At 52.7% G+C, this 24,813-nt stretch carries 24 protein-coding genes, 3 tRNA genes and 1 pseudogene; 13 read left to right on the top strand and 15 right to left on the bottom strand.

Annotated features, from left to right (window positions below):
- Positions 1-54 precede the first annotated feature (54 nt).
- A complete protein-coding gene (locus tag ACUY4S_RS09610; protein ID WP_458023076.1) occupies positions 55-3,621 on the bottom strand; it encodes a glycosyltransferase in 3,567 nt (1,188 codons plus the stop codon).
- Between the two features lie 249 nt (positions 3,622-3,870).
- Between ACUY4S_RS09610 and ACUY4S_RS09615 the strand changes: the two genes are divergently transcribed.
- Positions 3,871-5,022 carry a DegT/DnrJ/EryC1/StrS family aminotransferase gene (locus tag ACUY4S_RS09615; protein WP_312691573.1) on the top strand — a complete coding sequence of 384 codons (1,152 nt, stop codon included), beginning with the start codon at positions 3,871-3,873 and terminating at the stop codon, positions 5,020-5,022.
- A 43-nt stretch (positions 5,023-5,065) separates the two neighbouring features.
- Here ACUY4S_RS09615 and ACUY4S_RS09620 read toward each other — a convergent pair whose 3' ends face one another.
- From ACUY4S_RS09620 to ACUY4S_RS09660, 9 genes are all read right to left on the bottom strand, one after another.
- A complete protein-coding gene (locus tag ACUY4S_RS09620; protein WP_458023077.1) occupies positions 5,066-6,259 on the bottom strand; it encodes an acyl-CoA reductase in 1,194 nt (397 codons plus the stop codon).
- Complete coding sequence (locus ACUY4S_RS09625) at positions 6,243-7,328, bottom strand: LuxE/PaaK family acyltransferase (protein ID WP_458023078.1); 1,086 nt, start codon at positions 7,326-7,328, stop codon at positions 6,243-6,245. Before ACUY4S_RS09625 ends, ACUY4S_RS09620 begins: the two co-directional genes overlap by 17 nt.
- Positions 7,312-8,694 (bottom strand): AMP-binding protein, encoded by a 1,383-nt coding sequence (locus tag ACUY4S_RS09630; protein ID WP_458023079.1) that lies wholly within the window; start codon positions 8,692-8,694, stop codon positions 7,312-7,314. Before ACUY4S_RS09630 ends, ACUY4S_RS09625 begins: the two co-directional genes overlap by 17 nt.
- The gene (locus tag ACUY4S_RS09635) at positions 8,691-9,656 is read right to left on the bottom strand and encodes a transketolase family protein (protein WP_458023080.1); all 966 of its coding nucleotides are present in this window, start codon (positions 9,654-9,656) and stop codon (positions 8,691-8,693) included. The genes ACUY4S_RS09630 and ACUY4S_RS09635 overlap by 4 nt, the downstream gene beginning before the upstream one ends.
- Positions 9,649-10,467: a transketolase gene (locus tag ACUY4S_RS09640; protein WP_458023081.1), complete on the bottom strand. Its 819-nt coding sequence runs from the start codon at positions 10,465-10,467 to the stop codon at positions 9,649-9,651. Before ACUY4S_RS09640 ends, ACUY4S_RS09635 begins: the two co-directional genes overlap by 8 nt.
- Positions 10,464-11,207 (bottom strand): SDR family NAD(P)-dependent oxidoreductase, encoded by a 744-nt coding sequence (locus ACUY4S_RS09645; RefSeq protein ID WP_458023082.1) that lies wholly within the window; start codon positions 11,205-11,207, stop codon positions 10,464-10,466. The genes ACUY4S_RS09640 and ACUY4S_RS09645 overlap by 4 nt, the downstream gene beginning before the upstream one ends.
- A gap of 10 nt (positions 11,208-11,217) precedes the next feature.
- Positions 11,218-11,961: an SDR family NAD(P)-dependent oxidoreductase gene (locus tag ACUY4S_RS09650; RefSeq protein ID WP_312691580.1), complete on the bottom strand. Its 744-nt coding sequence runs from the start codon at positions 11,959-11,961 to the stop codon at positions 11,218-11,220.
- Between the two features lie 3 nt (positions 11,962-11,964).
- Entirely contained in the window at positions 11,965-12,207 is a 243-nt protein-coding gene (locus tag ACUY4S_RS09655; RefSeq protein ID WP_312691581.1) for an acyl carrier protein, read from the bottom strand.
- 83 nt (positions 12,208-12,290) lie between these two features.
- Positions 12,291-12,935, bottom strand: a complete 645-nt coding sequence (locus ACUY4S_RS09660) for an acetyltransferase (RefSeq protein WP_312691582.1) — start codon at positions 12,933-12,935, stop codon at positions 12,291-12,293.
- A gap of 488 nt (positions 12,936-13,423) precedes the next feature.
- On the opposite strand from ACUY4S_RS09660, the gene ACUY4S_RS09665 reads away from it, so the two are divergent.
- The 4 genes from ACUY4S_RS09665 (at position 13,424) to sdiA (ending at position 17,047) form a co-directional block, all read left to right on the top strand.
- Positions 13,424-14,143 carry an RNA polymerase sigma factor FliA gene (locus tag ACUY4S_RS09665; RefSeq protein ID WP_061494319.1) on the top strand — a complete coding sequence of 240 codons (720 nt, stop codon included), beginning with the start codon at positions 13,424-13,426 and terminating at the stop codon, positions 14,141-14,143.
- A gap of 64 nt (positions 14,144-14,207) precedes the next feature.
- Positions 14,208-14,759, top strand: coding sequence for a flagella biosynthesis regulatory protein FliZ (fliZ, locus tag ACUY4S_RS09670; RefSeq protein WP_312691583.1), 552 nt, complete (start codon positions 14,208-14,210; stop codon positions 14,757-14,759).
- 247 nt (positions 14,760-15,006) lie between these two features.
- Entirely contained in the window at positions 15,007-15,993 is a 987-nt protein-coding gene (gene dcyD / locus ACUY4S_RS09675) for a D-cysteine desulfhydrase (protein WP_458023083.1), read from the top strand.
- Between the two features lie 331 nt (positions 15,994-16,324).
- The gene (sdiA, locus tag ACUY4S_RS09680) at positions 16,325-17,047 is read left to right on the top strand and encodes a quorum-sensing transcriptional regulator SdiA (protein ID WP_312691585.1); all 723 of its coding nucleotides are present in this window, start codon (positions 16,325-16,327) and stop codon (positions 17,045-17,047) included.
- A 62-nt stretch (positions 17,048-17,109) separates the two neighbouring features.
- On the opposite strand, the gene ACUY4S_RS09685 is transcribed toward sdiA, so the two are convergent.
- Together ACUY4S_RS09685 and ACUY4S_RS09690 are read right to left on the bottom strand one after the other, a co-directional pair.
- A complete protein-coding gene (locus ACUY4S_RS09685; RefSeq protein WP_312691586.1) occupies positions 17,110-17,334 on the bottom strand; it encodes a DUF2594 family protein in 225 nt (74 codons plus the stop codon).
- Complete coding sequence (locus ACUY4S_RS09690; protein ID WP_458023108.1) at positions 17,331-17,402, bottom strand: hypothetical protein; 72 nt, start codon at positions 17,400-17,402, stop codon at positions 17,331-17,333. Before ACUY4S_RS09690 ends, ACUY4S_RS09685 begins: the two co-directional genes overlap by 4 nt.
- A gap of 394 nt (positions 17,403-17,796) precedes the next feature.
- Here ACUY4S_RS09690 and uvrY point away from each other — a divergent pair, with 394 nt between their 5' ends.
- The 6 genes from uvrY to ACUY4S_RS09720 all read left to right on the top strand — a co-directional run bounded on the left by uvrY (position 17,797) and on the right by ACUY4S_RS09720 (position 21,337).
- Entirely contained in the window at positions 17,797-18,453 is a 657-nt protein-coding gene (uvrY, locus tag ACUY4S_RS09695; protein WP_312691587.1) for a UvrY/SirA/GacA family response regulator transcription factor, read from the top strand.
- Positions 18,450-20,282 (top strand): excinuclease ABC subunit UvrC, encoded by a 1,833-nt coding sequence (gene uvrC, locus ACUY4S_RS09700; RefSeq protein ID WP_458023084.1) that lies wholly within the window; start codon positions 18,450-18,452, stop codon positions 20,280-20,282. Before uvrY ends, uvrC begins: the two co-directional genes overlap by 4 nt.
- Before the next feature lie 56 nt (positions 20,283-20,338).
- On the top strand, positions 20,339-20,887 hold the full coding sequence (gene pgsA, locus ACUY4S_RS09705) for a CDP-diacylglycerol--glycerol-3-phosphate 3-phosphatidyltransferase (RefSeq protein WP_312691589.1): 549 nt from the start codon (positions 20,339-20,341) through the stop codon (positions 20,885-20,887).
- Positions 20,888-21,034: 147 nt separating this feature from the next.
- Positions 21,035-21,110 (top strand) — tRNA-Gly (locus tag ACUY4S_RS09710).
- Positions 21,111-21,163: 53 nt separating this feature from the next.
- Positions 21,164-21,237 (top strand) — tRNA-Cys (locus ACUY4S_RS09715).
- Positions 21,238-21,250: 13 nt separating this feature from the next.
- A tRNA-Leu gene (locus tag ACUY4S_RS09720) sits at positions 21,251-21,337 on the top strand.
- Positions 21,338-21,474: 137 nt separating this feature from the next.
- Here the strand turns inward: ACUY4S_RS09720 and tyrP are convergent.
- The gene (gene tyrP / locus ACUY4S_RS09725) at positions 21,475-22,686 is read right to left on the bottom strand and encodes a tyrosine transporter TyrP (protein ID WP_458023085.1); all 1,212 of its coding nucleotides are present in this window, start codon (positions 22,684-22,686) and stop codon (positions 21,475-21,477) included.
- A gap of 224 nt (positions 22,687-22,910) precedes the next feature.
- Here tyrP and ACUY4S_RS09730 point away from each other — a divergent pair.
- Both ACUY4S_RS09730 and ACUY4S_RS09735 read left to right on the top strand, forming a co-directional pair.
- Positions 22,911-23,264 (top strand): annotated as a pseudogene (locus tag ACUY4S_RS09730) (PM0253 family protein).
- 67 nt (positions 23,265-23,331) lie between these two features.
- Positions 23,332-23,571 carry a YecH family metal-binding protein gene (locus ACUY4S_RS09735; protein WP_458023086.1) on the top strand — a complete coding sequence of 80 codons (240 nt, stop codon included), beginning with the start codon at positions 23,332-23,334 and terminating at the stop codon, positions 23,569-23,571.
- A gap of 38 nt (positions 23,572-23,609) precedes the next feature.
- Here the strand turns inward: ACUY4S_RS09735 and ftnA are convergent, their stop codons facing one another.
- Both ftnA and yecR read right to left on the bottom strand, forming a co-directional pair.
- Entirely contained in the window at positions 23,610-24,107 is a 498-nt protein-coding gene (gene ftnA / locus ACUY4S_RS09740; protein WP_312691592.1) for a non-heme ferritin, read from the bottom strand.
- Positions 24,108-24,314: 207 nt separating this feature from the next.
- On the bottom strand, positions 24,315-24,647 hold the full coding sequence (yecR, locus tag ACUY4S_RS09745; protein ID WP_312691593.1) for a YecR family lipoprotein: 333 nt from the start codon (positions 24,645-24,647) through the stop codon (positions 24,315-24,317).
- Between the last annotated feature and the right edge of the window lie 166 nt (positions 24,648-24,813).

The following is a 24,813-nucleotide window of genomic DNA, read 5'->3' on the forward strand; positions in this document are numbered from 1 at the left end:
AACTGTCCTTTATATAATCGATTTGCTGAAAATTGCGGTCCCGGCACCTGACCATCATGCGTCAGGTAGCCAGCTGCGCGCGTGCTGAAGCAAATTCTCACCCCGTAACATGCCATGTTCACGGACCCAGGCTTGCAGCGCATCGCCCTGTTTCCACGTTGCCGGTAAATCGTGCAGGTGCATTTCAATGGCTTCTCGCCATTTCTTCGCTGAACTGGCCACACGGGTGACCGGCAAATCGTTGCGATAGCAGATATTATCGCTGCAAATCACCGCATAGCCGCACGCGCCATACTCGAGCAAACGCAGCGGGCTGAGGTTGCGGTTGAAGAGATTATCGGCCAGTGGGGCCAGCGCGAGGTCCAGATTGAGCGAAGCCAGCCGCTGTGCATACACTTCGCTGGACCAGGATGCGTGATACTCCTTCAGATAAGGGCGCAGTGCCGGCGGGCAATAGCCAAAAAAGATCCAGTCAACCCGGTCGGCAAGCTGGCTGATTAAGGGGTATATCACATCCAGATCGGCGCTGCGTTCCGCGCTACCCACCCAGCCAACGCGCGGCTTCTGCCCGATGCCGCGCAGGCTGGTCAGCCTGGCCCACTGTGCAGGATCAAGGCGTGTAGGGACAACGCGAATATCGTGATTCCAGCCAGCGCAGGTTTCGGCAAGCACATCGCTTGCGACCACCAGACGATCGGCGCTGGCGACCGTGCCGCGCAGAACCTGCTGGAAATCCGCCGGGAATTTTTCCCGTAGCGGCGATTTGGCAGGTAAGGCGGGCAGGTACTCGTCGATATCAAAAACGGTGAAGACCTGGGTCACTTTGCGCAGGCGCTGCAGCCACTCCTGCAGAAACGGCGAGCACTGGCGCGACAGGATCAACGCATCCGGCGCGTAACGCACAATTTCTGCAAACGAGGTGGCGCGGTAGGCGTTTTGTCCATCAGCCAGTGCGGCGGCTTTCAGGCGATCCAGCGGTTGTACCAGCCGCTGTTGCGTCTCCCGGTGATCGCTTAACGGATAGGTAATAAAACGCGGTAGCGGTTTCCAGTGCAACGGCTGCCAGGTATCGTGTTCACCGAGCGTAAACTGGAAGCCTTCGCCCTCCAGCGTCAGATTGGGGTTGTAAGCCGGATCGCTGGCAATCAGCGGCATCCATTTTTCGTACATCGCGTCCTGCTCGCCTATAAAGCGAATGCGCTTCTTCTCCTGCGCGGTTTTGTCCACTTTGTTCTGGCTCACGCTGCCTTCGTGCATCACCATCGCATGTGGCGTCCAGACCGTCAGATACCCGGCTTCGCGCACTTTCAGGCATAAATCGACATCGTTATAAGAGACTTTGAATTTCTCTTCATCCAGCCCGCCCACCTGGTCATAGACCGATTTACGGATCAGCAGGCAGGCGGCCGTCACAACGTTGTAGTTCTGATCAACCTGCAGGCGGTTCATGTAGCCGCTGCGCTCGGACTCACTGCCGATAAACGGATGGTCGGCAGGGCCGCGCAGGCCAAGCACCACACCGGCATGCTGCACTTTGCTGGTTGGATAGAGCAGTTTTGCGCCGGTAATGCCCACTTCCGGGCGCAGGCCATGGTTAAGCAGGTTATCCAGCCAGTTAGCGCTGATGATGGCGGTATCGTTGTTAAGCAACACCAGATACTCACCGCGCGCTTCCCGCGCCGCCATATTGTTAATCGCCGAGTAGTTGAAAGGGTAGGGGTAACGCAGTACACGGATACGTTGTGGATCGATGGTGGAAAGCCCTTCCAGCCATTGCAGGGCTTCCGGGGTTTCGCTGTTGTTGTCGACGATCAGCAGTTCGTAATTCGCGTAGCGTGTTTTTTCCAGCAGGCTCGTGACGCAGGGGATCAGCATCGAAAGCTGGTCTTTGGTCGGGATAATAATTGACACCAGCGGCTGCTGCTCATGCTGGTAGCGCAACGCATACAGACCTGGTTTTGGCGCCTCCACGCGGCCCTGCGGATAACCACGCTGGTGCAGGTGGCGAGTGAGGATCGCCACCTCTTCCGCCTGCGTCATTTGCTGGGGATCCTGTGCGATAACAAAAATTTCCGGCAGATGACCAGCAAACTGAATGCCTTTTTGTTCAATCAAACGCACGATGTAATCGAACTGCCACGCCTGTTGATATTCCGTATTGAAACCCCCTAGCTCGAGCAGGGTCGCACTGCGGAAAATCCAGTGGCGCGCCATCTCCGACGGGTGGCTCAACAGCAGGTCGAGGTTAAAGTCCGGACGGAAGGCCGAGCCGGTCAGTTCGCCGTCAGCGGCCTGGTAAAACGCATCGCCGTACACGGCGTCGCAGCCTGCCGCACTGTCCAGCGCCAGGTCAAACATCAACATGCCGCTGCTTTGTAACGTTTCTCCGGCGTCCAGGCACAACAGCCAGTCGCCGGGGCGGGCGGCAATATACTGATTAACCGCAGTGGCGCGTAGCGCATACGGACAGATGAGCGTCGGTGCTGTTGCGGGCGCTGCTTGCGGGTTTTCGCAAATCACCACCGGGCTGATGGTCAGTCCCACACTTTGGTACGCTGCGATGCTGGCCAGTGTTTTTTCACAGGCAGCGGTGTTGTTGCCCGGTTGAAAAACAAAGACGGTGAGGGTTTGCGTGGTACCGCGTGCTTCCTGAAAAGCCTCCACTAACGGACGATATTGTGCAGGCAGCGTACGCCCAGCAAGCCATTCATGGATTTTGCCGCTGCGAAAATGCGTCAGCGAACGCTGGGCGGAGAGTAACATGGCGTGGTGCAGGTTCTGCTGGCTGAACTGCGTTGGTGCATGCATTGGGGCCACATTGACCCACTGATTCTGTTCAGTATCGCCTTTGTACCAGCCCAGCTCGCGGATCACGATTGGCATGCGTGTATAGGTGCGGGTGACCTGATCCTGGCGTGTCTGGTTCAACTGGCTTTGCTGGTTTCCTGAAATACGGAAAGCGGAAAGTGTCTCAGCGACAAAGGCCAGATTGCCCAGCGCCAGCAGTTTTAATGAAATGGTCATATCGGCCAGAAACGGCATGGCCTCGCCGTTCAGGAGGAACAATCCCTCACCAAACGCCAGTAAATCGTCGCGGTAACATAGGATTACGCTGGGTTCACCAATAAAGTTCACCAGCGTGTCGGCAAAGTAAGCAATGACATCGCGCCCGTCGAGGATCACATCTTCAGCAAACGGCGCGGCAGTGGCGACAATGTCCGCCAGCGGTTTATCGTATTCATCAACGCGTAAACGGCGTGACGTGGCCAGCCGGTTGCCAGGGGCAGACTCCAGTGCGTTCACCAGCCGGGTGATACAGTGTTCGAAGAGGATGTCGTCGTCGTAGAGGAACTTGATGTAATGACCCTGCGCCTCGCGCACGCAGCGCAGGGTGTTATTCTCTTCGCCCAGCGCCGTCTCATTTTTGAAGTATTTTATCGGTGTGGCGGCCTCACGGGCGTAACGCTCGCTGATCAGTCGGATGGTGTCGTCGCGGCTGTCATCGCTGATAATGATTTCGCAATTCGGCCAGCTTTGATTGAGCGCGCTGCACAGTGCGGTTTCGAAGAAATCCGGCTTATACGCCGGAATGATGATACTCACCAGAGCGTGTTCGTTCATTATTCATCCATTGGTTGCGCTTCGCGCGCGAAGCGCTGACTGATCGGTGTGAGGGTATGACTCTGTCATACACTGCCCTTAACTCAGCAGCTAAACATCTCAATTTTTATAGCCCTATTCTGATGATAGTGAGCCGGAAGAGGATTTGTTTAGATTAATTGGCACCGAAAATAGACGTTGTTTTGCCGATCGAAAGTGATTGCTCATCGCTAAGATGAGGGCATTCCTCTTAAATATGCAGGTTCGCTTATGGGCGATAACATCTTTGTCACGAGTCCGCTTTTGCCTCCTCTTGAGGAGTTCATACCCTACATGGAGAAGATTTGGCAAAACCGCATCCTGACCAACGGTGGCGCTTTTCATCAACAGCTTGAAGACGAGCTGGCGAACTACCTTGGCGTAAAACACGTGTGCCTGTTTTCCAATGGTACGCTGGCACTGTTGACGGCATTGCAGGCTTTGCGCGTGACTGGTGAAGTGATCACCACGCCTTACTCTTTTGTCGCGACCTCGCACACCTTGTTGTGGAATGGGCTGACGCCCGTCTTTGCCGATATCGATCCGCAGACTTTTAATATTTGCCCTGAGCGCATTGAAGAGCTGATTACGCCGCAAACGACGGCTATTATGCCGGTGCACTGCTACGGTATTCCTTGCGATGTCGATAAAATCCAACAAATTGCCGATGTCTACGGACTGAAAGTGATTTACGACGCAGCGCACGCCTTTGGGGTTCGTCAGGACGGCGTCAGCATCCTCAATCATGGCGATCTGTCGGTGCTCAGTTTCCACGCCACCAAAGTGTTTAACACCTTCGAAGGCGGGGCGATCATCTGCCACGATGCGCGTACTAAACAGCGCATTGATTACCTGAAAAACTTTGGCTTCGCCGGGGAAACGCGTGTCGTTGCGCCGGGGATCAACGCCAAAATGAACGAAATGGAAGCGGCGTTTGGCCTGCTGCAACTGAAATACATTGATGGCGCGTTAGCTGCCCGTTCGGCGATTTATCAGCGTTACTGTGAAGGGTTGCAAGGCATTCCGGGTATTAACTGGTTTGACGCCGCCGGACGTTTTGACTGGAACCATGCTTATTATCCGGTGCTGGTGGGCGGCGAGTATGCCTTAACCCGTGACGGACTGTACGATGCGCTAAAAGCCGAGGGGATCTACTCGCGGCGCTATTTCTACCCGCTGATCAGCTCCTTTGCGATGTACCGCCATTTAGCGACTGCGTCGGTGGATCATTTACCGGTAGCCAATGCCATCGCAGAACAAATTTTGTGCCTGCCGATCTACCCGGATTTGAAAGAAGCCGATCAGTTGCGGGTGATTGATATCATCCGCAGCCATGCTCAGAAAACGAAAAAGCCCGGTAAATCTGTTCGCCACGTTGCCTGATAAAAAAACGCCGGTTATCCGGCGTTTTTTGTCTCATCCGCCATTAACTGACGACGGTGCGCGTCAACATCGCGACCAGGTCATAGCCATCCCATTGCAGGGTGAAATCCAGCGTTCTGCCAAAGGGTACTATGCGGTCAATACCTTGTGGGCGACGCGCTGCCAGCCACGCATTTACGGTTTCTTTATCAATGCCAAACGTTGCCAGCGTCTGACACCGCTCGCCACAGACCGGCACGATTTCATCCAGTGAACGGGCAACATATTCCAGGAAGAAACCACAATTGCCGCGTAAGTCCATTATCGCGCTATTGACCTCGGGCAGTTCAACGCGCACCAGTAAATTATCTTCACCCGGCACTTGTTTAACGCCCGGCCAGGTTGCGCCCAGCAGGCAAAGCCGTGTCAGTTTATTCACAGCGGCCACCGGCTCCAGGGTGTAAAAGCGTGACGCGAAGGCATGAAAATGTTGCCAGAATACGTCGCGAGCGCTCTGAGTCTCTTTGCCCAGCCAGACCAGCAGCGACGGTGAAGAACAGGCGTTTTGATCGTTTAGCAGCGTGTCGTTAAAGAATGCCTGCGCCAGTTTATCTTTGTGTGCATGCGCCAGATAGCTGTCTGCGTCAATGGCGGCAATGGAGTAGCGGTCGGCAAAAGCGATTTCCCGCGCGCGCGGTTTCAGCGGCGAGCGACGGATCTGCGCGATAGTTTCATCGCCGCCCCAGATAATACGGGTATCGCACAGTGCAGAAAGGGCGTCAGTCACGGACTGCTGGCGTTCATAACGCAGCAGACAGATATAGGGCGCCAGCGCAGGATGCTGCGTTAACGCACCCGCCAGCAATCGCACAATGATCGCCACCTGCGGGTGATCACGCCCCGGTAAACGAACAATATTGGCATTGCCGGTCAGTAAGCCGGTAAACAATGAGTAAGCGAAGTTGGCAGCCACATTGCCGGGGGCGATATGAAAAGCGACGCCGCGGCCATAGCAGTGAGTCAGATCGGCGTAAGCTGCACGCATTTGCATCAGCGAGGCTTCCCGGCACCAGAAACCAAGGCTGATCACATCCGGCCACGCTTTTGCTTCAGCATCGTGCAATGCCAGCCGGGAAAAGGTGTACAGCAATGCCAGAATTTCCGGGGCAAAAGCCGGGTACGTTGCCTGTTCAGGCATCGCCCGCAGTTGCGCTTCGTTGCCCATAATAAAGGTCAGACCGTTAAAACTCTGCTGCATATGTGTCGCTACACCCGCGTAATTCGGCCTTTTTCAGGCGGCCAAGGATCCGGAAATATTTGCCTTTGCGTCCGCACAGGCAATCGTCTTCGCCAAGCAATACGCCTTCGTCTTCTGTCAGCAAAGAGTGGCCTGGGTACGATTCAGGCAACAGCGACAGCACCTGGATGATCCCCGGCTTCCCGACGGGAGCGCAGGAAAAATTCAGGGGATCGCGAATAATCACATCGGAGAAAATCGATGCGTGCAGATGGCCCTGCTCGCATTGCATATAGATACAGCCGGTTTGTTCGACCATGCCGTAATAATCGTGCACCGCAGGTAAACCGCAGACATCCTCTAACCGCCGTGCGAAGTCGGCGGGCGACACGGCTTCATGCTGTAACTTTTTCCAGCCGCCACCGTGGATCAGTAGCGCATTGTTCAGCGCCAGTGTTTTACCGCTGGCGACCAGCGCTTTATAAAAATGCTGCCACACCATAAATGTGAAGCCGAAGAGCAGAATGCGCTTACCCTGGTGTTTTTCCAGGAACGCCTCGATCACCGGCATGTTCAGCGCCATGTTTTCATCCAGCGCCCAGGCGCGATCGGCACCAAACAGCGAAAAGCCAAGAATGCCCGCACCGCGTGCTGAAAATTGCAGACGGTCTTTCAGAACATCCGGGGAGTCGATAATTAACATTGGCAGACGGCTGGCGCCTGTAAACTGGCTGACGATCTTTACCAGCACTTTTTGCTGATGAGAAGCCGTGCTTTTATCGAGAAAGATACGCGATACCTGCTGGCCCGTGGTGCCGGACGATGTCATGGTTTTGACAATCTCATCGTCCGGGATGCTTTTCAACGCCAGCGATTTAAACAGCGAAACAGGAAGAAAGGGAATATCTTCCAGCGTAGCAACAGATGCAGGACGCACGGACTGCGCATCCAGCATGCCGCGATACGCTTCGCAACGTGCATAGTGCTGCGTGGTTAAGGCCTGCAATCGTGCCTGTAATAGCGCACGTTTTTCCTCGCGAGCCAGCGAGTAGGGCGCAATGTTAAGGATCGCTTCAAACGGCAGGGACATAATCTTTCAGCTTATGGTAGAGCGTCTTGCCTGCCGGATTTTTGGGGATCCCGGCAAGGGGAATAACGCGAAATGCCGACGGGTGAAGTTTGCTGATGTCCGCCGCATACTGTTTAGCCGCCGTAGCAAGCGACGCATCGGTAATAAAGATGCACAGCAAGTCATCACGCCCATCGCAGGCGATTGATGTATCCGGAAAGGCTGTTTTGAGCAGTGCTTCCATTTCGTCCAGCCCTACGCGGTTGCCGAATATTTTCAGGAAGCGTTTTTTACGCCCGACAATCCGATAAAAACCCTCGCTGTCGACAGTGGCGATATCACCGGTATGCAACCGGCCGGCAAAATCGTCGCCGAGGGCGAGATCTTCGCCGCGCTCAGCATAACCGAGAGCCACGTTTTCACCGTGGTAGATCAATTCGCCGTGCACCCCAGGCGTGGTCACCGGGTGGTTATCCTCCCCGAGCAGCAGGAATTCACCACCGGGGATAGGCTTGCCGATAAAACCGTAACGCGACGCGGCGTCTTCTGGCGGTAGCCAGGCCATACGCGAAGTGGCTTCTGCTGCGCCGTACATCACGATAAAGCGTTTACCTTGTTGAGCGGCGAATTCGGTGTACTCCTGCTGTAAAGCGGGCGCCAGCTTACCGCCTGCCTGAGTCAGCGTGCGTAAATCCGGCAGATCCATGCGCATAAACCGCAGTTTACGCAGCATCTCCCAGGTGTAAGGCACGCCAGCGAAGGAGCTGGCACGCTCGCTGCGGACAAAATCCCACAGCTCACGCTGCATCACGCTGTGCCCGGTCAGCAGCAGGCTGCCTCCGGCATGAAGATGGCTGTTGATAATCGACAGCCCGTAAACGTAGTTCACCGGCAGACTCACCAGACCGCGCTCGTGGCGATCAATTTGCAAATAATGCGCAATGCTGGCGGCATTACTTTGCAGGTTGCGTTTAGTGAGTCTCACCAGTTTCGGGCTGCCTGTTGAGCCGGATGTCGTCATCAGCAACGCGAGAGAATCATGCAGCGGCCAGGGCGTTAACCCTGTCGTCTTCAGCCGGTAGCTGCCGTCGTGCGGTTGCCAGAGATAGGACGGGCGATAGGTGTCAATAAGCTGCTGCGCGAGTGCGGTATCAAGGGCGTCATCCAGCAATAACGCTACCGCATCTTGTTTCAGACAGGCCAGATAGCCGGTGACGGTTTCGGCCTGGTTACGGCAAAAAATAAACACCAGCGCGCGGGGTGGAATGTGCTGCGCCAGTTCGTCAACGCGTGCGGTCAACTCTCCGTAACTGAGGCTTACGCCACGATCGTCTTTCAGCGCCAGTTGTGAAGCCGGGTGCTGGTGGGTATGCCAGAAAGCATTCATTGCAGTGCGTCCATGACCTGTGCTGTGAGGTTTTCTGCTGTCAGACCGCTTTGCTCCAGCATCCAGCCATAATCGCCCGCATGCGGGTAACCTTGCGGAATACCGAGGGTTAACTGTCTGGGGCGTTGTGTTTGCGCGCCGACATATTCGGCGACAGCGCTGCCGAGACCGCCAATAATGCTGTGCTCTTCAATAGTCACCAGCAGCTTTTTACCGAGATGGACGGTGATAGCGGCTTCATCGAGCGGTTTCAGGGTATGCATATCTACGACTGCGGCATCAATCCCGCGGTCCGCCAGTTGACCCGCACTGGTCAGGGCAACATGCACCATGCTGCCGGTGGCAATAATGGCGATATCTTTGCCTTCACGTAAGGTAATGGCTTTGCCGGGGATCAGTTCAAAATCATCTTTATACACGATAGGTGCGCGCATACCGCCGGTAAGACGCAGGTAGACCGGGCCATCATAGGCGAGTGCGGCCTGGGTCATTTTGACGGTGGCGGTACAGTCTGCCGGGGAAAAAATAGCGATATTAGAGACTGAGCGGAGCATTGCCAGCTCTTCAATACCGTGGTGTGTGGCACCAAACATGCCGGTTGCCAGACCCGATGCCAGGCCAACCAGCTTAACGTTTTCCTGCATGTAACCGAGATTCAGGCGTACCTGCTCTGCGGCACGCAGGGTCAGAAAGTTAGGGAACGAGGTGGCAAAAGGAACATAGCCGCTCGCTGCCAGCCCGGCAGCAACGCCGATCATGTTCTGTTCGGCGATGCCAGTATTGAAGAAACGCTCGGGGTACGTGGTGCTAAAGCGATCCAGACCGGAAGATTTGCACAAGTCGCCGGACAGGGCGACGATGCGATCGTTATCGTGTGCGAGTTCCAGCAGCGCCATGCCAAATGTGCCGCGCGAGCCGAGCATCGCCCAGGAGCGAATGGTAGCGGGTTTAAACTCAATCATGCTGGCCCCCATTCAGTTCATTCAGCGCATCCGTCAACTGCTGAGCAGAGACGCGGTTACGGTGGAACTCTTTATTGTTTTCCATAAATGAAAGGCCTTTACCTTTCACCGTATTGGCGATGATCACTTTCGGTTTACCCTGGTGCGGTGCGTCGAAAGCCGCCTGCAACGCGGTAATATCATGACCATCGCAAACCCGCGTTTCCCAACGGCAGGCGCGCCACAGCGCTTCAAGATCCATCGACATGACGTCGCGGGTGAATCCATCAGATTGCAAACCGTTGCGATCGACAATCAGCGTCAGGTTATCAATGTTATGGTGTGCTGCCATAAACGCGCACTCCCAGATAGCCCCTTCGTTGCATTCCCCATCGCCGACCAGCACATAGGTCTGCCACGTTTCGCCTTTCAGGCGACGCCCCAGCGCCAGCCCGGTAGCAAAGGAGAGTCCCTGTGCCAGGCTGCCGCCCGAGAAGTCGATGCCGTATTCCGGGTGTTTGGTGGGATGAACCTGCAACACGGATCCGTTGATCTCAAACTCATTGAGTTGATCTTCGCTAATAATGCCGTACTCGCACAACGTGGCGTACAGCCCCAGCGCCGCGTGGCCTTTACTCAGAATAAACTGGTCGCGCTTGCGGCTGGTGATGTTCTGTGGGTCATAACGCATGACACTGCCATACAGTGTACTCAGAATGTCGGTCATCGACAGAGCAGGGGAGACGTGTACTCCATCACTCGGCGCGTGGTGCGCCACATTGACGATACGGGTACGAATGCGTCGGGCCGCATCCTGAATTTTTTGCGTCATTTGAGACCACCATCCACGCGAATTGTCTGGCCTGTGATATAGCTGGAGAGATCGCTGGCGAGGAATAACGCCGCCTGAGCAATTTCCGCCGGTTCGCCGGCACGGCGCAAGTCAGCGCCATTTTTGGCATCTTCAACCACTTGTGCCGGCATGGTGAGCAGCATCTCAGTATCGGTAATGCCCGGCGCGATGCAGTTGGCGCGAATGCCTTTCTCACCCAGTTCAGCAGCAATGGATTTTGTCATGGCAATCAGCGCCGCCTTTGATGCGCCGTAAGCAGACTTGCCCGGATTACCATCTTCTCCTGCCGTCGACGCAATATTGATGATGCTGCCATGTTGATGGCGGGTCATCAGTTTGGCGACGTACTGCGTAAAGAGGTACACCGAGAAGAAGTTCACTTCAAACTGGGCGCGGAGTTGCGCTTCGCTGGTCATCTGGAACAGACTGTTTAGCGTAATGCCGGCGTTATTCACCACAGCATCCAGCGGGCGTTTGTCGGACATGATACGTTTGACCGCCAGTTTCATGGCCTCGTAGTCAGTCATATCAAAGCCAAGCGACCAGATTTGTACATCGTAACGGGCAGCGACCTGCGCCATTTCCTGGGTAAAGGCTTCATCGGCTTCACGTGCGTGGGCATAAATATTTGCACCACTGGCGGCAAATACGTCCACCATGGCGCGGCCCATACCGCGACGGCAACCGGTGATCAGTACCGTTTTTCCTTGCATCAACATGTTTATTTCCTCAACCCATGCCGCCATCAACGCGGATGACCTGGCCTGTGGTGTAACTGGAAGCGTCAGATGCCAGCCACAACAATGTGTTGGCCACTTCTTCCGCGAGTCCAGGACGCTTCAGCTCGCAGCGTGACATTTGTCGCGCCATGACTTCTTCAGACAGCGATGCCGTCATCGCGGTACTGATGACACCCGGTGCTACAGCATTGACGCGCACACCTTGCGGCCCTAACTCGGCAGACATTGTTTTGGTCGCTGCAATCCACGCCGCTTTGGCACTGGCGTAAGCCAGTTGGCCCGGATTACCGTCCAGTGCCGAAATGCTGGAGATGTTAATGATGCTGCCTTTTTTCTGGCGCAACATCAGGCGGGCAATGTACTGGGTAAAAGCGATCTGCGAGAAGAAGTTAATGGTGAAGGTTTTTTGTAGCTGTTCCAGCGTCACCATCTGGAAATTGGCATCGAAATTAGCCCCCGCGATATTCACCAGAATATCGACCGGTTTCTTTGCTTTCTGAATCGACATCGCCGCCTGTTTTATCGCGTCGTTGTCGCTCAGATCGAAGTAAACCGGGACGATCTCGACCTGATGCTCAGCGCTCAGTTGCGCAATAAATTGGGTGAACTCTGGCGTTTCGGCCTGACAACAGGCGAAAACATCGGCTCCCGCTTTGGCGAAGGTTTCCAGCGTTGCCTTGCCAATGCCCTGCAGGCAACCGGTGATAACGGCGGTTTTCGCTTTTAGCAACATGGCTTAGTCCTGAAGTTCAACGTCGTATTTCTTCAGGATCTCTCTGCCTTTTTCCCAGGAAGAAAATTCGATGATGTCATCTGTGTCCATCATGATGTCGAATGCATCTTCCAGCGAGGCAATCATCGTCATATGGCCTACCGAGTCCCAGGACGGCGTGTCCTGATATTTGTATCCGGCAAGAATGGCTTCATCAACTTCGAAGGTTTCAACGAAGATGCGGTTATAAGTTGCTAAATTTGACATCGTGTTTCTCCAGAATAGCGTGGAAATTAAATCTGTATCTGTCCCGCGTTATCGCGTACGACCGCGCGGGGGAATAGGGTTGCTTAACGAAAAACTTTTTTATCGTCGTTTGCGCGGATCGCGCGTGCCGGGTTGCCCATCGCAATCACGCCGGCGTTGATATTGGCAAATACAGCGGCACCCATGCTAATGATGGCGTCTTCGCCAATAACCGTGCATTCGCGAACGACTGCATTCATACCAATAAATGTACGCGCACCCACCTGACACTGACCCGCCAGATTGGCATAAGAAGAAATGACGCAATCGTCACCAATCTGGCAGTCATGGCCGAGACTGGCGTTGGGTTGCAGATGCACATTACGACCAATCACCGTGTCACAAGAGATAAATGCCCCGTAACAGACCACGCAGCCTTCGTTAAAGGTGACATCCGCACTGACTTGCGCACCGGGATGCACCAGCACAGGCAACGTAAAACCGGCGGCACGTGCTTTATCAGCTAATTTCTGCCGTAATGCTGGCTCACCCACCGCGATCACCACTTCATATTCATTGGTGTCCAGCGCGTCCAGTGTGACGACAGGGTGGCCTTTAAGCAGTCGGTCTGCGTGCAAATCGTCGATAAAGCAGAATGCGTCCCAGCGCGGGTGGGCGGCGTTGATGTGTTTCGCCAGCTCGAGGACTTCTCGTCCCAGCCCGCCTGCACCATAAATTGCCAGTTTCATCGTATCCTCGAAGTGCGGTATTTCAGGGTATGCCCGGTTATCTGACCGTCCTGCTTGCGTCGGCGAGTCTTGCGCGGGCGTAATAAGAGGCAGTCGGGATCAATGCCCTAATGTAAATGACCAGGGGGTTCTATCAGGGTGGGAATAACCATCATTTTCTCTCGCTTATTAGCGGATAGAAAGCTGCATAAACATTGGTCAACAGCTAAAATTTCAATTAGGGTAAAAAGGCTAGGGGCGGTTTGTTAATAACAGTGACAATACCGGGCAACATTTGCAGAGTAAAAAGTGAAGAATGACGCGTTTTTAGCCTTGCTCATTTATTGCATTGATAATTCGGTGTTTCTTCATTTCAAGAGTTGTTGGATTCATTGCAATTCTTTTATTAATGCAAATAAACCCCCATTTCACCCATTATTCATCCGATTAAAACTACTCCAGAATCGGATAATCATGCCGATAACTCATTTAACGCAGGGCTGTTTATCGTGAATTCACTGTATACCGCTGAAGGTGTAATGGATAAACACTCGCTATGGCAGCGTTATGTTCCGCTGGTGCGTCACGAAGCATTGCGCCTGCAGGTGCGCTTGCCGGCGAGTGTGGAACTGGACGACCTGCTACAGGCGGGCGGCATTGGGCTACTGAACGCAGTAGACCGTTATGACGCCCTGCAAGGAACGGCATTTACCACTTACGCAGTGCAGCGTATTCGTGGGGCGATGCTGGACGAATTGCGCAGCCGTGACTGGGTGCCGCGAAGTGTCCGGCGTAATGCCCGCGAAGTGGCGCAGGCTATGGGGCAACTTGAGCAAGAGCTGGGACGTAACGCGTCGGAGACGGAAGTTTCGCAGCGTCTTGGCATTCCTGTAGAGGAATACCGTCAGATGTTGCTCGATACGAATAATAGTCAGCTTTTCTCCTACGATGAGTGGCGGGAAGAGCACGGCGACAGTATCGAGCTGGTGACGGACGATCATCAACAGGAAAACCCGTTATTCCAGTTAATGGAAAGTAATTTACGTCACCGTGTGATGGAGGCTATTGAATCCCTCCCGGAACGTGAACAACTGGTGTTAACACTGTACTATCAGGAAGAACTCAATCTGAAAGAGATTGGTGCTGTTCTTGAAGTCGGGGAATCACGGGTCAGCCAGCTTCATAGCCAGGCCATTAAGCGCTTACGTACCAAGCTGGGTAAGTTATAGGTCGGTGATTCTGCATCGCCTCCTGGGAAAATGCCGTACAACGCATTGACAACCAGGAGTTATCATGACGGTGCAGCAACCTAAAAGACGGCCTTTAAGCCGCTACCTTAAAGACTTTAAACACAGCCAGACGCATTGCGCCCATTGTCACAAGCTGCTTGACCGCATCACTCTGGTACGTCGGGGCGAAATCGTGAACAAAATCGCGATTTCGCGCCTGGATACACTGTTGGATGAAGCGGCCTGGCAGCAGGAACAAAAAGAGTGGGTTGCGCTATGTCGCTTCTGTGGTGATTTGCATTGCAAAGAGCAGAGTGATTTCTTTGACATCATCGGCTTTAAGCAATACCTCTTTGAACAGACCGAGATGAGCCACGGCACGGTGCGCGAATATGTTGTGCGTTTGCGCCGGCTGGGGAATCATCTTAGCGAGCTGAATATCTCCCGTCAGTTGCTGGAAGAAGGCTTCCTTGATGAAAATCTGGAGCCGTGGTTACCCGCGACCAGCACCAATAATTATCGGATTGCTCTGCGCAAGTACGCGCAATTTAAAGCCCAAATGCGTTTTGCAACGGTGCAAAAAATCGCCGTCGGCGCTACGTCCGATCTCTATTAAGCAACGATTCGTCGCAGGGTGCGGTTATGCGCACCTGCGGCGTTATGCTGCAACAGGCTGATGCTGCTGCCATCACGGCCTGGCGACACACGGCTGCCTGAAAAGGAAGTGTGCCCAGGGTGGGGCTTAACTCACCGGGACATTGTGGTTCGTAAAAAAGGCGCTGAAACCAGCGCCTTTTTTATCAGGCTGGTTTAAGGTGCATAATCAAACCCATACCTAACCTTACCCCGCCTCCGGAGGACCTATGCCGCTGCACAACGTGACCCGCTTTCCCCGTCTGGAATTTATTGGCGCGCCGACGCCACTTGAGTATCTGCCGCGACTTTCTGATTACCTGGGCCGTGAGATTTTTATTAAGCGGGATGATGTCACGCCGGTCGCTATGGGAGGCAATAAGCTACGCAAACTGGAGTTTCTTGCCGCCGATGCGTTACGCGAGGGCGCAGATACCCTGATTACTGCCGGTGCGATCCAGTCCAACCATGTACGCCAGACGGCAGGCGTCGCCGCAAAACTCGGCTTGCACTGCGTGGCGTTACTGGAAAACCCCATCGGCACACGGGCGGAAAACTATCTGACCAATGGCAACCGTCTACTGTTGGATCTGTTTAATGCACAAATTGAGGTTTGTGAGGCGTTGACCGACCCCGTCGCGCAGTTGGAGGAACTGGCGACGCGCGTTGAAGCACAAGGGTTCCGCCCGTATGTGATCCCGGTGGGCGGCTCAAATACCCTGGGGGCCATGGGCTATGTGGAAAGCGCGCTGGAGATAGCGCAGCAGTGTGAAGGTGCGGTCGCGCTCTCCTCGGTGGTTGTTGCATCGGGCAGTGGCGGAACCCATGCCGGGCTGGCCGTTGGGTTAGAGCAGGTGATGCCGGATGTCGAACTGATTGGCGTCACCGTGTCCCGCGCTGTTGCTGAACAAAAACCGAAAGTAGTTACCTTGCAGCAGGGGATTGCGCAGGCACTGGACGTCGAAGCGAGCGCCGATATCCTGCTGTGGGACGACTATTTTGCGCCAGGTTATGGCATGCCGAATGATGAAGGCATGGAGGCGGTAAAGCTGCTTGCCAGGCTTGAGGGAATTGTTCTCGATCCTGTGTACACCGGGAAAGCAATGGCAGGCCTGCTTGATGGTATTGAGCAACATCGTTTCAAAGATAACGGGCCGATTCTGTTTGTGCACACTGGCGGAGCGCCAGCGTTATTTGCCTATCATCCTCATGTTTAACTCGCAACAGCCAGCAGCGATAGTGGATTGATATAGAAATAATGACTGCGATCCGGGTAATAATGTTAGCTGGATCGCATAAATTTGGCTTAGGTGAGATTTTATGCTGGTTGATTAATGACATAGACAATGCAGGGGAATATTTTGGCCGTGACCTTGCCTGACTGAAAACGCCCCCAGATCTTCCATCCTGCCGCCGCTGTTAAAGTCGGTAATAAAACCAACTTATTTCCAGAAACGCCGATATTTTATATTTATAATTAAGTTTTATGTGTTAGTTTATTGTATACAAAATAATGATTATTAAAAACCAGGGGTATTACCGGTCGGTATGCAGGAGAAAGATTTTTTTAACTGGCGTCGCGATATCTTGGCGCGATTCCAGGAGATGACAACCGCGGAAGAAATTTATTCCGAGTTACAGCGGCAGACGCAGCAGCTGGAATTCGATTATTTTTCGCTTTGTGTTCGCCATCCGGTGCCGTTTACCCGGCCGAAGATCAGTGTGGAAACCACCTATCCCGTAGCGTGGATGCAGCACTATCAGGCGGAGAATTTTTTCGCCATCGATCCGGTGTTGAAAGCGGAGAATTTTATTCAGGGACATCTGCCATGGAATGACAAACTCTTCCAGGACGCCATGACCTTGTGGGATGCTGCCCGCGACCACGGTTTGCGCAAAGGTATTTCCCAGTGTCTGATGTTGCCGAATCATTCGCTCGGTTTCCTGTCGGTTTCCCGTAGCAGCATGCTGGCAAAAATGATGCCTGATGATGAAATCGAAATGCGCCTACAGACGCTGGTGCAAATGAGCCTGCTCATGTTGTCCCGACTGGGGCACGAGCTGGTTGTGACGCCGGAAATGAAATTCAGTAAGCGGGAAAAAGAAATCCTGAAGTGGACGGCTGAAGGGAAAACGTCGGCGGAAATCGCGATGATCCTGTCGATATCGGAAAATACCGTCAACTTTCACCAAAAAAACATGCAGAAAAAATTCAACGCGCCGAATAAAACCCAGATTGCCTGCTATGCGGCCGCGACTGGCATGATTTAAGCCGACTTTGGGCAGTGCATGCCAGACAAACGGCTGCCGGAAATATCCGACAGCCGGCTTAATTACTGGCGATAAGCTTGTTTAATTTGTTTAACAGTGCTGGAAAAAACGGCCGCCTGCGTTTCATCTTCCATCTGATCGATTTGTTTTTCCATTTTAATGATGACGCGGCCTGCGTCAGCCTGTCCCATTGCCTGTAACATCAATGTCATCAATGATTTCAGGCAGGAAACTTCCAGTGCCAGTTCCTTTGCATTATCAGCAGTGGAAAAATCAGGTGTGCTCAATTTATTTTCCTCGTTACGTTGCCGCGCCTCTGCGCGACGATCACTGTCAAAGCGCGCGAGTATACCATATTGCCCGCAAAAGAAAGCAGAGGATGTTTTTTATCCTGACAGGGGTTATTAAATTAAACTTGCGATGCATTAAAAATGAGCAGTTATTTTGCCCCGGAAAATATATGATCTATCGAAGCGGGATGAGTTTAATAGTTGTTACAAATTTCATGGCTTAATTATTGATAACGGAAATACATTTTTTCGGTAACTTTATGAAAAATGGCGCCAAAATTTTCCCGCGCTGCGCTTGAAAACAGAAGATGCGTTTCCACTTTTTGTACAATCTAATTTCCAAAAACGAGAGCAAAATCCGGCTGGCACTGTTTTTAGTCATTCACTGTTGGGTAAAAAAACGCTAATATATGGCGAGTTAATTTTCAGCAGCGTTATCCCTATTTCGGAGATACTCCTTTGATCAACGTACTACTTGTTGATGACCATGAGCTGGTGCGCGCAGGGATACGACGCATTCTTGAAGATATTAAGGGCATAAAAGTCTCTGGCGAGGTCTGTTGCGGTGAAGATGCCATCAAGTGGTGTCGCGCCAACTCCGTCGATGTTGTCTTGATGGACATGAACATGCCCGGTATTGGCGGCCTTGAAGCTACGCGCAAAATTGCACGCGGCAATGTCGACACCAAAGTTATTATGCTCACGGTTCATACAGAAAACCCTCTGCCGGCAAAAGTGATGCAGGCGGGTGCAGCAGGCTATCTCAGCAAAGGTGCCGCGCCGCAGGAAGTGGTGAATGCCATCCGCTCTGTCCATTCCGGCCAGCGTTATATCGCTTCAGATATCGCTCAGCAAATGGCGCTAAGCCAAATCGAACCTGAAAAAACGGACTCGCCGTTCTCCAGTTTGTCTGAACGAGAATTGCAGATTATGCTGATGATCACCAAAGGCCAGAAGGTCAATGAGATCTCAGAGCAGTTGCATCTGAGCCCGAAAACAGTGAACAGCTATCGCTACCGCATGTTCAGTAAATTGAACATTCATGGTGATGTCGAACTGACGCACCTCGCGATTCGCCATGGTTTGTGTAATGCGGAGACGTTAACAAGTCAGTGACTGAAGTTTTTGATTCTAAAGCCTTTCTTAAAACGGTTACCAGTAAACCCGGTGTCTATCGTATGTATGATACCGGCGGTATTGTCATCTATGTCGGTAAAGCGAAAGACCTGAAAAAACGGCTTTCCAGCTATTTCCGGGGCAACCTGGCATCGCGTAAAACCGAAGCGCTGGTCGCGCAAATCCAGCAAATCGATGTCACCGTTACGCACACCGAAACAGAAGCGTTATTGCTTGAGCATAATTACATCAAGCTCTATCAGCCGCGTTATAACGTGCTGTTGCGTGACGATAAATCCTATCCCTTTATTTTTCTCAGCGGCGATACTCACCCGCGTCTGGCGATGCACCGGGGTGCAAAACATGCCAAAGGTGAGTATTTCGGCCCGTTCCCCAATGGTTACGCTGTGCGCGAAACGTTGGCGTTGCTGCAAAAAATATTTCCGGTGCGCCAGTGTGAAAACAGCGTTTACCGTAACCGCTCACGTCCCTGTTTACAGTACCAGATTGGCCGCTGTCTTGGGCCCTGTGTGGCCGGGCTGGTCAGTGAAGAAGAGTATGCGCAACAAGTTGATTACGTGCGCATGTTCCTTGCGGGCAAAGATGATCAAGTGCTTACGCAGCTTATTGCCCGCATGGAGAAAGCCAGCCAGGCACTGGAGTTTGAGGAAGCCGCGCGGATCCGCGATCAGATTCAGGCCGTTCGCCGGGTCACTGAAAAACAGTTTGTTTCCAATAATGGCGACGACCTGGATGTCATTGGCGTGTCGTTTGATGCCGGTATGGCGTGTGTGCACGTACTTTTTATTCGCCAGGGTAAAGTGCTTGGCAGCCGCAGCTACTTCCCGAAAGTACCGGGTGGCACGGAGCTTGGCGAAGTGGTGGAAACCTTTGTTGGCCAGTTCTACTTGCAGGGGAGCCAGATGCGCACGTTGCCAACGGAGATCCTGCTCGACTTTAATCTCAGCGATAAAACTCTCCTGAGCGACTCATTATCGGAACTGGCGGGACGGCGCGTTAACGTGCAGACCAAACCGCGCGGTGACCGGGCGCGTTATCTTAAGCTTGCACGAACCAATGCGGCTACAGCGCTCAGCACTAAGCTTTCTCAACAGTCGACTGTGCATCAACGCCTTGCAGCGCTGGCCAGCGTGCTTGAACTGCCTGAAATAAAGCGTATGGAGTGTTTTGACATTAGCCACACCATGGGTGAACAAACCATTGCCTCCTGCGTGGTGTTTGATGCAAACGGTCCGCTGCGTGCCGAGTATCGCCGCTACAACATCACCGGCATTACGCCGGGGGATGATTATGCCGCGATGAATCAGGTGTTGCGTCGTCGTTATGGTAAGGCCATCGAAGAGAGTAAAATCCCGGATGTTATTTTAATCGACGGCGGGAAGGGACAGCTTGGTCAGGCAAAAGCGGTGTTTGCCGGGCTGGAGGTCGAGTGGGATAAAGACAGACCGTTGTTACTGGGCGTGGCGAAAGGGGCAGATCGCAAAGCCGGGCTTGAGACGTTGTTCTTCGAGCCGGAAGGCGAGGGCTTTAGCTTGCCGCCGGATTCACCCGCGTTGCATGTTATTCAGCACATTCGTGACGAGTCCCACGATCATGCGATCAGCGGGCACCGAAAAAAACGTGCGAAAGTGAAAAATACCAGTACGCTGGAAACGATTGAGGGTGTGGGTCCCAAACGCCGGCAAATGCTGCTGAAATATATGGGCGGCTTGCAAGGTTTACTCAATGCCAGCATTGAAGAAATCTCAAAAGTGCCGGGGATCTCTCAGGCGCTGGCAGAAAAGATCTACTACTCGTTGAAACATTAAGGGCTCTGTAGCACCATAGAGCGAATATTCACGGACAACAGACAGTTAACGCCGCTATGCGATTCAATATCCCTACGTTGCTCACCCTTTTTCGCGTCATCCTGATCCCGTTTTTCGTGCTGGCGTTTTATCTTCCTTTTCAGTGGGCTCCGTTTGTCTGCGCCCTGATTTTTTGTTGTGCCGCCGTCACCGACTGGTTTGACGGCTTTCTGGCGCGCCGCTGGAACCAAAGCACGCGTTTTGGCGCTTTTCTCGATCCGGTTGCGGATAAGGTGCTGGTAGCGATTGCGATGGTACTGGTTGCTGAGCATTATCACAGCTGGTGGGTTACGTTACCGGCTGCCACGATGATTGCCCGCGAGATCATCATTTCCGCATTGCGTGAATGGATGGCCGAAATGGGTAAACGCAGCCGTGTGGCGGTGTCCTGGATCGGTAAAGTCAAAACGACATCGCAAATGGCGGCGTTGGTGTGGTTGCTGTGGCGTCCCAATGTATGGGTAGAATACGCCGGGATTGCGCTGTTCTTTGTCGCTGCGGTGCTGACGCTGTGGTCCATGTTGCAATACCTGAACGCGGCGCGCGGCGATTTGCTTGAACAGTGATCGTTTCGTTGTAATTTTCAGCAAACGATCCGCCTTTTGAAAAATATCGTTGACTCAGTGCGTCAGGTAAGTAGAATGCAACGCATCGGAAGGCAGCGTAGCTCGCCAGAAGATAATAAAATCAAGTGATTACAACAAGCTTGATAAGCGGGAATAGCTCAGTTGGTAGAGCACGACCTTGCCAAGGTCGGGGTCGCGAGTTCGAGTCTCGTTTCCCGCTCCAGTTTAATGCATCGGCTGTTTTAGCGGATGCCGGCTGAAAAGCCTGAAGAATCTGGCGCGTTAGCAAAGCGGTTATGTAGCGGATTGCAAATCCGTCTAGTCCGGTTCGACTCCGGAACGCGCCTCCAATTTCTTCCCGAAGCCCGGATGGTGGAATCGGTAGACACAAGGGATTTAAAATCCCTCGGCGTTCGCGCTGTGCGGGTTCAAGTCCCGCTCCGGGTACCATTGGGAAAGAACAGAATAATCAAAGCAATAAGCAGTGTCGTAAAACCACCGAAAGGTGGTTTTTTTGTATCTGTTATCTGGCAGATATAAAAAAACCGCGCAGAGCAGCAAACTCCCGCGCGGTTTGTCCTCGTCTGTTAACCCACCTCGGGTAGCACACCCGCAACGATGGCGAACTGAATCGCAATAATCGCTATACCGCAGGCAAAAATCAGGCATAGCGCCGGTTTGCCCCCCAGCACGCGGTAAGCGCTGTGCGGATGATGCTTACGGCTTTGCCAGGCCAGCATTGACGGCAGCAACAGTGCCAGTACGGAAAGCGCCACACCGGCATATCCCAGCGCCATAACAAAACCTCGCGGGTAGAAGAGGGCAAAGGCCAGCGGCGGCAGGAAAGTGATAAAACCGCTTTGCAGGCGACCGAAGGCGTTATTACGCCGCTGGAACAAATCTGCGAGATAGTCGAATAACCCAAGCGAAACGCCCAGGAAAGAGGTCGCCAGCGCCAGGTCTGCGAACAGGTGCACCGCAAGCTCCACATGTGGCGATGCGACCACTTCACGTAAAGCTTGCAGTAACCCATTTAATCCTGCCTGAGTCGCGAGTAAGCCCATAAAAGTGGAAGAGCTGATACTACCCAGCGTTGCCAGTTGCCAGAAAATATACGCAACCAGCGGGATTGCGCTGCCCGTGATAAAGATCATTCGCAGTTTACGAATGTTTCCGCCCATATAACTGACAATACTCGGTACACTGCCGTGAAAGCCAAATGAAGTGAAAATCACCGGCATCGCAGAAAGCGCCAGACCCTTTTCCAGCGGCATTGTCAACAAATTGGCCTGGTGAACATGCGGCATCAACAGCACCAGCATCAACACCAGGAAGAGTATTTTGGCGCTGAATAAAAAGCGGTTGAACAAATCGACCAGCGATGTTCCCACGCAGACAACCCCGCCTGCCACCAGGGTGAAGATCATTACGCCCGCCACGGGGGAAAGATTAAGCGCAAGCCATTGATTCAGGCTTGAAGCCAGTAATTCCCCGGCACCGCTGATATAAGCCGCTGTCAACGCGTACATCAAAAACATCATGCTAAAGCCGGTGATCCACTGACCGTAGCGTCCTAAATAGCGATGCGCGAGCGAACCTAAGCCGGTGTCTGCTGGCACATGTTGGTAAACTTCCAGCAGTAACAGGGCGGTGTAACACATCACAGCCCACAGGGTGAAAAGCAAAACCAGCGTCGTGGTAAAGCCCACGCCAGCTGCCGCCAGCGGCATCGCCAGCATTCCGGCACCAATCGTGGTACCCGCTACGATAAAAACACTCCCAAGTGTTCGATTTTTCACGCTTTCCTCTGAAATAAAACGTATAGCCCAATCAATCTGCGGCGCAGAGTAAGGGAATTCAGTGATTTCGTCAAACGGCCGTTACAATGGGTGTAATTTATTCTTTACGGTTCGAGGCAATGTATTTGCCTCAAGGGACCCAAGAGTTTAACCACTTCATCAGGGGGATGTTTTTTGCCCGCCATTCTTCATGGCATAAAAAGCAGTGGTAAGTTTTCAAAATAATGAGAAAGGTGATAGGGAGTACGAATCCCTTTACAGCACATTGGTCTCGAGGCGGAAATTTGCTGTGCCACGGTCACTGAATCATTCGCTGGCATGACGGGCCAATGGAATGACCAGAATGGCGTGGGGAGAAGGATATGGGCACCTGGGGCATTTACTCGGTTATTGACCCGGTGGATGAGACGTTTGCCGAGGGAGCAGAAGAAGATGCCTGGATTATTGAAAATGTCGACTGGCTGACCGATGTCTTCTGTGTGCATGGCATTGCGCTGGAGACGGAAAATTATCGCTATTTTTACCGCGCAGTAAATCAACAGGACGGGCGCTGCACACGTGGCGCCGGATGTATGTAAACCTGTTTTAACGCAATGTTCGTAAGCAAAGAGGTGTCTATGATGCACCTTTTTGCGAGGGCTATTTATGGCGTCAATTCACGGTCATGAAGTATTGAATATGATGATTTCTTCAGGCGAACACTATTCACATGAGAGCCTGGTAGCGGCAATCGTTGCCCGCTTCGGTGCGGAGGCGCGTTTTCATACCTGTTCAGCAGAGGGGATGACGGCGAAGGAGTTGGTGCTGTTTTTGGCCGCAAAAGGAAAGTTTATTCCCGTCGAAGAGGGGTTCTCGACGCAAGAAAGTAAAATCTGCCCGCATTAATAAAAAAGGCGGTAAAGCAAACTTTACCGCCATGGTAATTAATTCTGTGCGTCGAGCGTCGCCAGTTCTTTATCGACGAAGTAAAGGCCTTCGCCGCTTTTACCCACCAGAGATAATTTATCAATAACGGATTTAAACAGTTTCTCTTCTTCATGTTGTTCCGCAACATACCATTGCAGGAAATTAAAGGTCGGATAATCCTGCGTGGTCATTGCAACATGCGCCAGCTCATTAATTTTCTGCGTGATCAGTTGTTCGTGTTCGTAAGTCGCGCGGAACAAAACATCCAGCGATGCATAATCCGCAACCGGCGAGTCAATGGTGCTGATGCGCGGCAGGCTGCCAGTATCGGTCAGGTAGTCGAACAGGCGTTGCATATGCGTCATTTCTTCCTGAGCATGGCGACGCAAAAACGCGGCAGCACCTTCAAAACTATGGAAGCTGCACCAGGCGCTCATTTGTTGATAGAGCAGGGAAGAAAACAGTTCCAGATTCATTTGTTCATTTAATTTTTCAATCATCTCTGCTTTTAACATGGTGCGGCTCCGGAATTTATAATGGTGATTAGCAGCGGCCACTATAATTTGTTATTTAATTATTTGCAAAAGGTAAAATAAAAATTAAGTCTCGAAAAAAAAGAGAATGAGAATAAAACGCATTGCAGGAAATAATATAATTAAATGAGAATTGTTTTGATTATTAATAAAAGAAAAAGCCAGCATTGTTATGCCAGCTTTTAGCGATTACCAGGTTGCCGTGCCGTGATTAAAAGCCATGCCCCGGCACTGATACTGGATAGTGACCTTGGTGTTCATGCAGACAGAACCGCTAATCAGACTACAGGTTTCGACTGGCCTGCCATACGACACGGCAGTGGCATAGCCCATCTGCTGGCACTGTTTGTTGGCAGTGCTTTGCGCGGCGCTTTGGTCGTAACTCGCGGTTTGCAACATCTGCTGGTTGAAACTGAGCCGCACCAGACCGCTGATGGGATCCACTTCACTGACTTTCGCCTGTTTGGTAAAGCTACAGCCACTGAGCATTATCAGTGAAGCCGCAATAACTATTTTTTTCATCAAATCGCCCTGATTCATTTTGGCATCTTCGCATCTTATCGTGTTGATGTAGAGGCAATCGGTGGAATAACCTGCAGAACCTGCATTACTTATCGTAACGGGGGCGATTTGCGTCCTAACCATAATAGTGCCTTAACTCCCCGGCGCTCCTGCGTCGCTATTGAAG

This window comes from Kosakonia beeri (assembly GCF_054165705.1).

Coding starts and splice junctions, on each gene's coding strand:
- ACUY4S_RS09610 (WP_458023076.1), bottom strand. CDS start 3,621: ATGAACGAACACGCTCTGGTGAGTATCATCATTCCGGCGTATAAGCCG.
- ACUY4S_RS09615 (WP_312691573.1), top strand. CDS start 3,871: ATGGGCGATAACATCTTTGTCACGAGTCCGCTTTTGCCTCCTCTTGAG.
- ACUY4S_RS09620 (WP_458023077.1), bottom strand. CDS start 6,259: ATGCAGCAGAGTTTTAACGGTCTGACCTTTATTATGGGCAACGAAGCG.
- ACUY4S_RS09625 (WP_458023078.1), bottom strand. CDS start 7,328: ATGTCCCTGCCGTTTGAAGCGATCCTTAACATTGCGCCCTACTCGCTG.
- ACUY4S_RS09630 (WP_458023079.1), bottom strand. CDS start 8,694: ATGAATGCTTTCTGGCATACCCACCAGCACCCGGCTTCACAACTGGCG.
- ACUY4S_RS09635 (WP_458023080.1), bottom strand. CDS start 9,656: ATGATTGAGTTTAAACCCGCTACCATTCGCTCCTGGGCGATGCTCGGC.
- ACUY4S_RS09640 (WP_458023081.1), bottom strand. CDS start 10,467: ATGACGCAAAAAATTCAGGATGCGGCCCGACGCATTCGTACCCGTATC.
- ACUY4S_RS09645 (WP_458023082.1), bottom strand. CDS start 11,207: ATGTTGATGCAAGGAAAAACGGTACTGATCACCGGTTGCCGTCGCGGT.
- ACUY4S_RS09650 (WP_312691580.1), bottom strand. CDS start 11,961: ATGTTGCTAAAAGCGAAAACCGCCGTTATCACCGGTTGCCTGCAGGGC.
- ACUY4S_RS09655 (WP_312691581.1), bottom strand. CDS start 12,207: ATGTCAAATTTAGCAACTTATAACCGCATCTTCGTTGAAACCTTCGAA.
- ACUY4S_RS09660 (WP_312691582.1), bottom strand. CDS start 12,935: ATGAAACTGGCAATTTATGGTGCAGGCGGGCTGGGACGAGAAGTCCTC.
- fliZ (WP_312691583.1), top strand. CDS start 14,208: ATGACGGTGCAGCAACCTAAAAGACGGCCTTTAAGCCGCTACCTTAAA.
- dcyD (WP_458023083.1), top strand. CDS start 15,007: ATGCCGCTGCACAACGTGACCCGCTTTCCCCGTCTGGAATTTATTGGC.
- sdiA (WP_312691585.1), top strand. CDS start 16,325: ATGCAGGAGAAAGATTTTTTTAACTGGCGTCGCGATATCTTGGCGCGA.
- pgsA (WP_312691589.1), top strand. CDS start 20,339: ATGCGATTCAATATCCCTACGTTGCTCACCCTTTTTCGCGTCATCCTG.
- ACUY4S_RS09735 (WP_458023086.1), top strand. CDS start 23,332: ATGGCGTCAATTCACGGTCATGAAGTATTGAATATGATGATTTCTTCA.
- ftnA (WP_312691592.1), bottom strand. CDS start 24,107: ATGTTAAAAGCAGAGATGATTGAAAAATTAAATGAACAAATGAATCTG.
- yecR (WP_312691593.1), bottom strand. CDS start 24,647: ATGAAAAAAATAGTTATTGCGGCTTCACTGATAATGCTCAGTGGCTGT.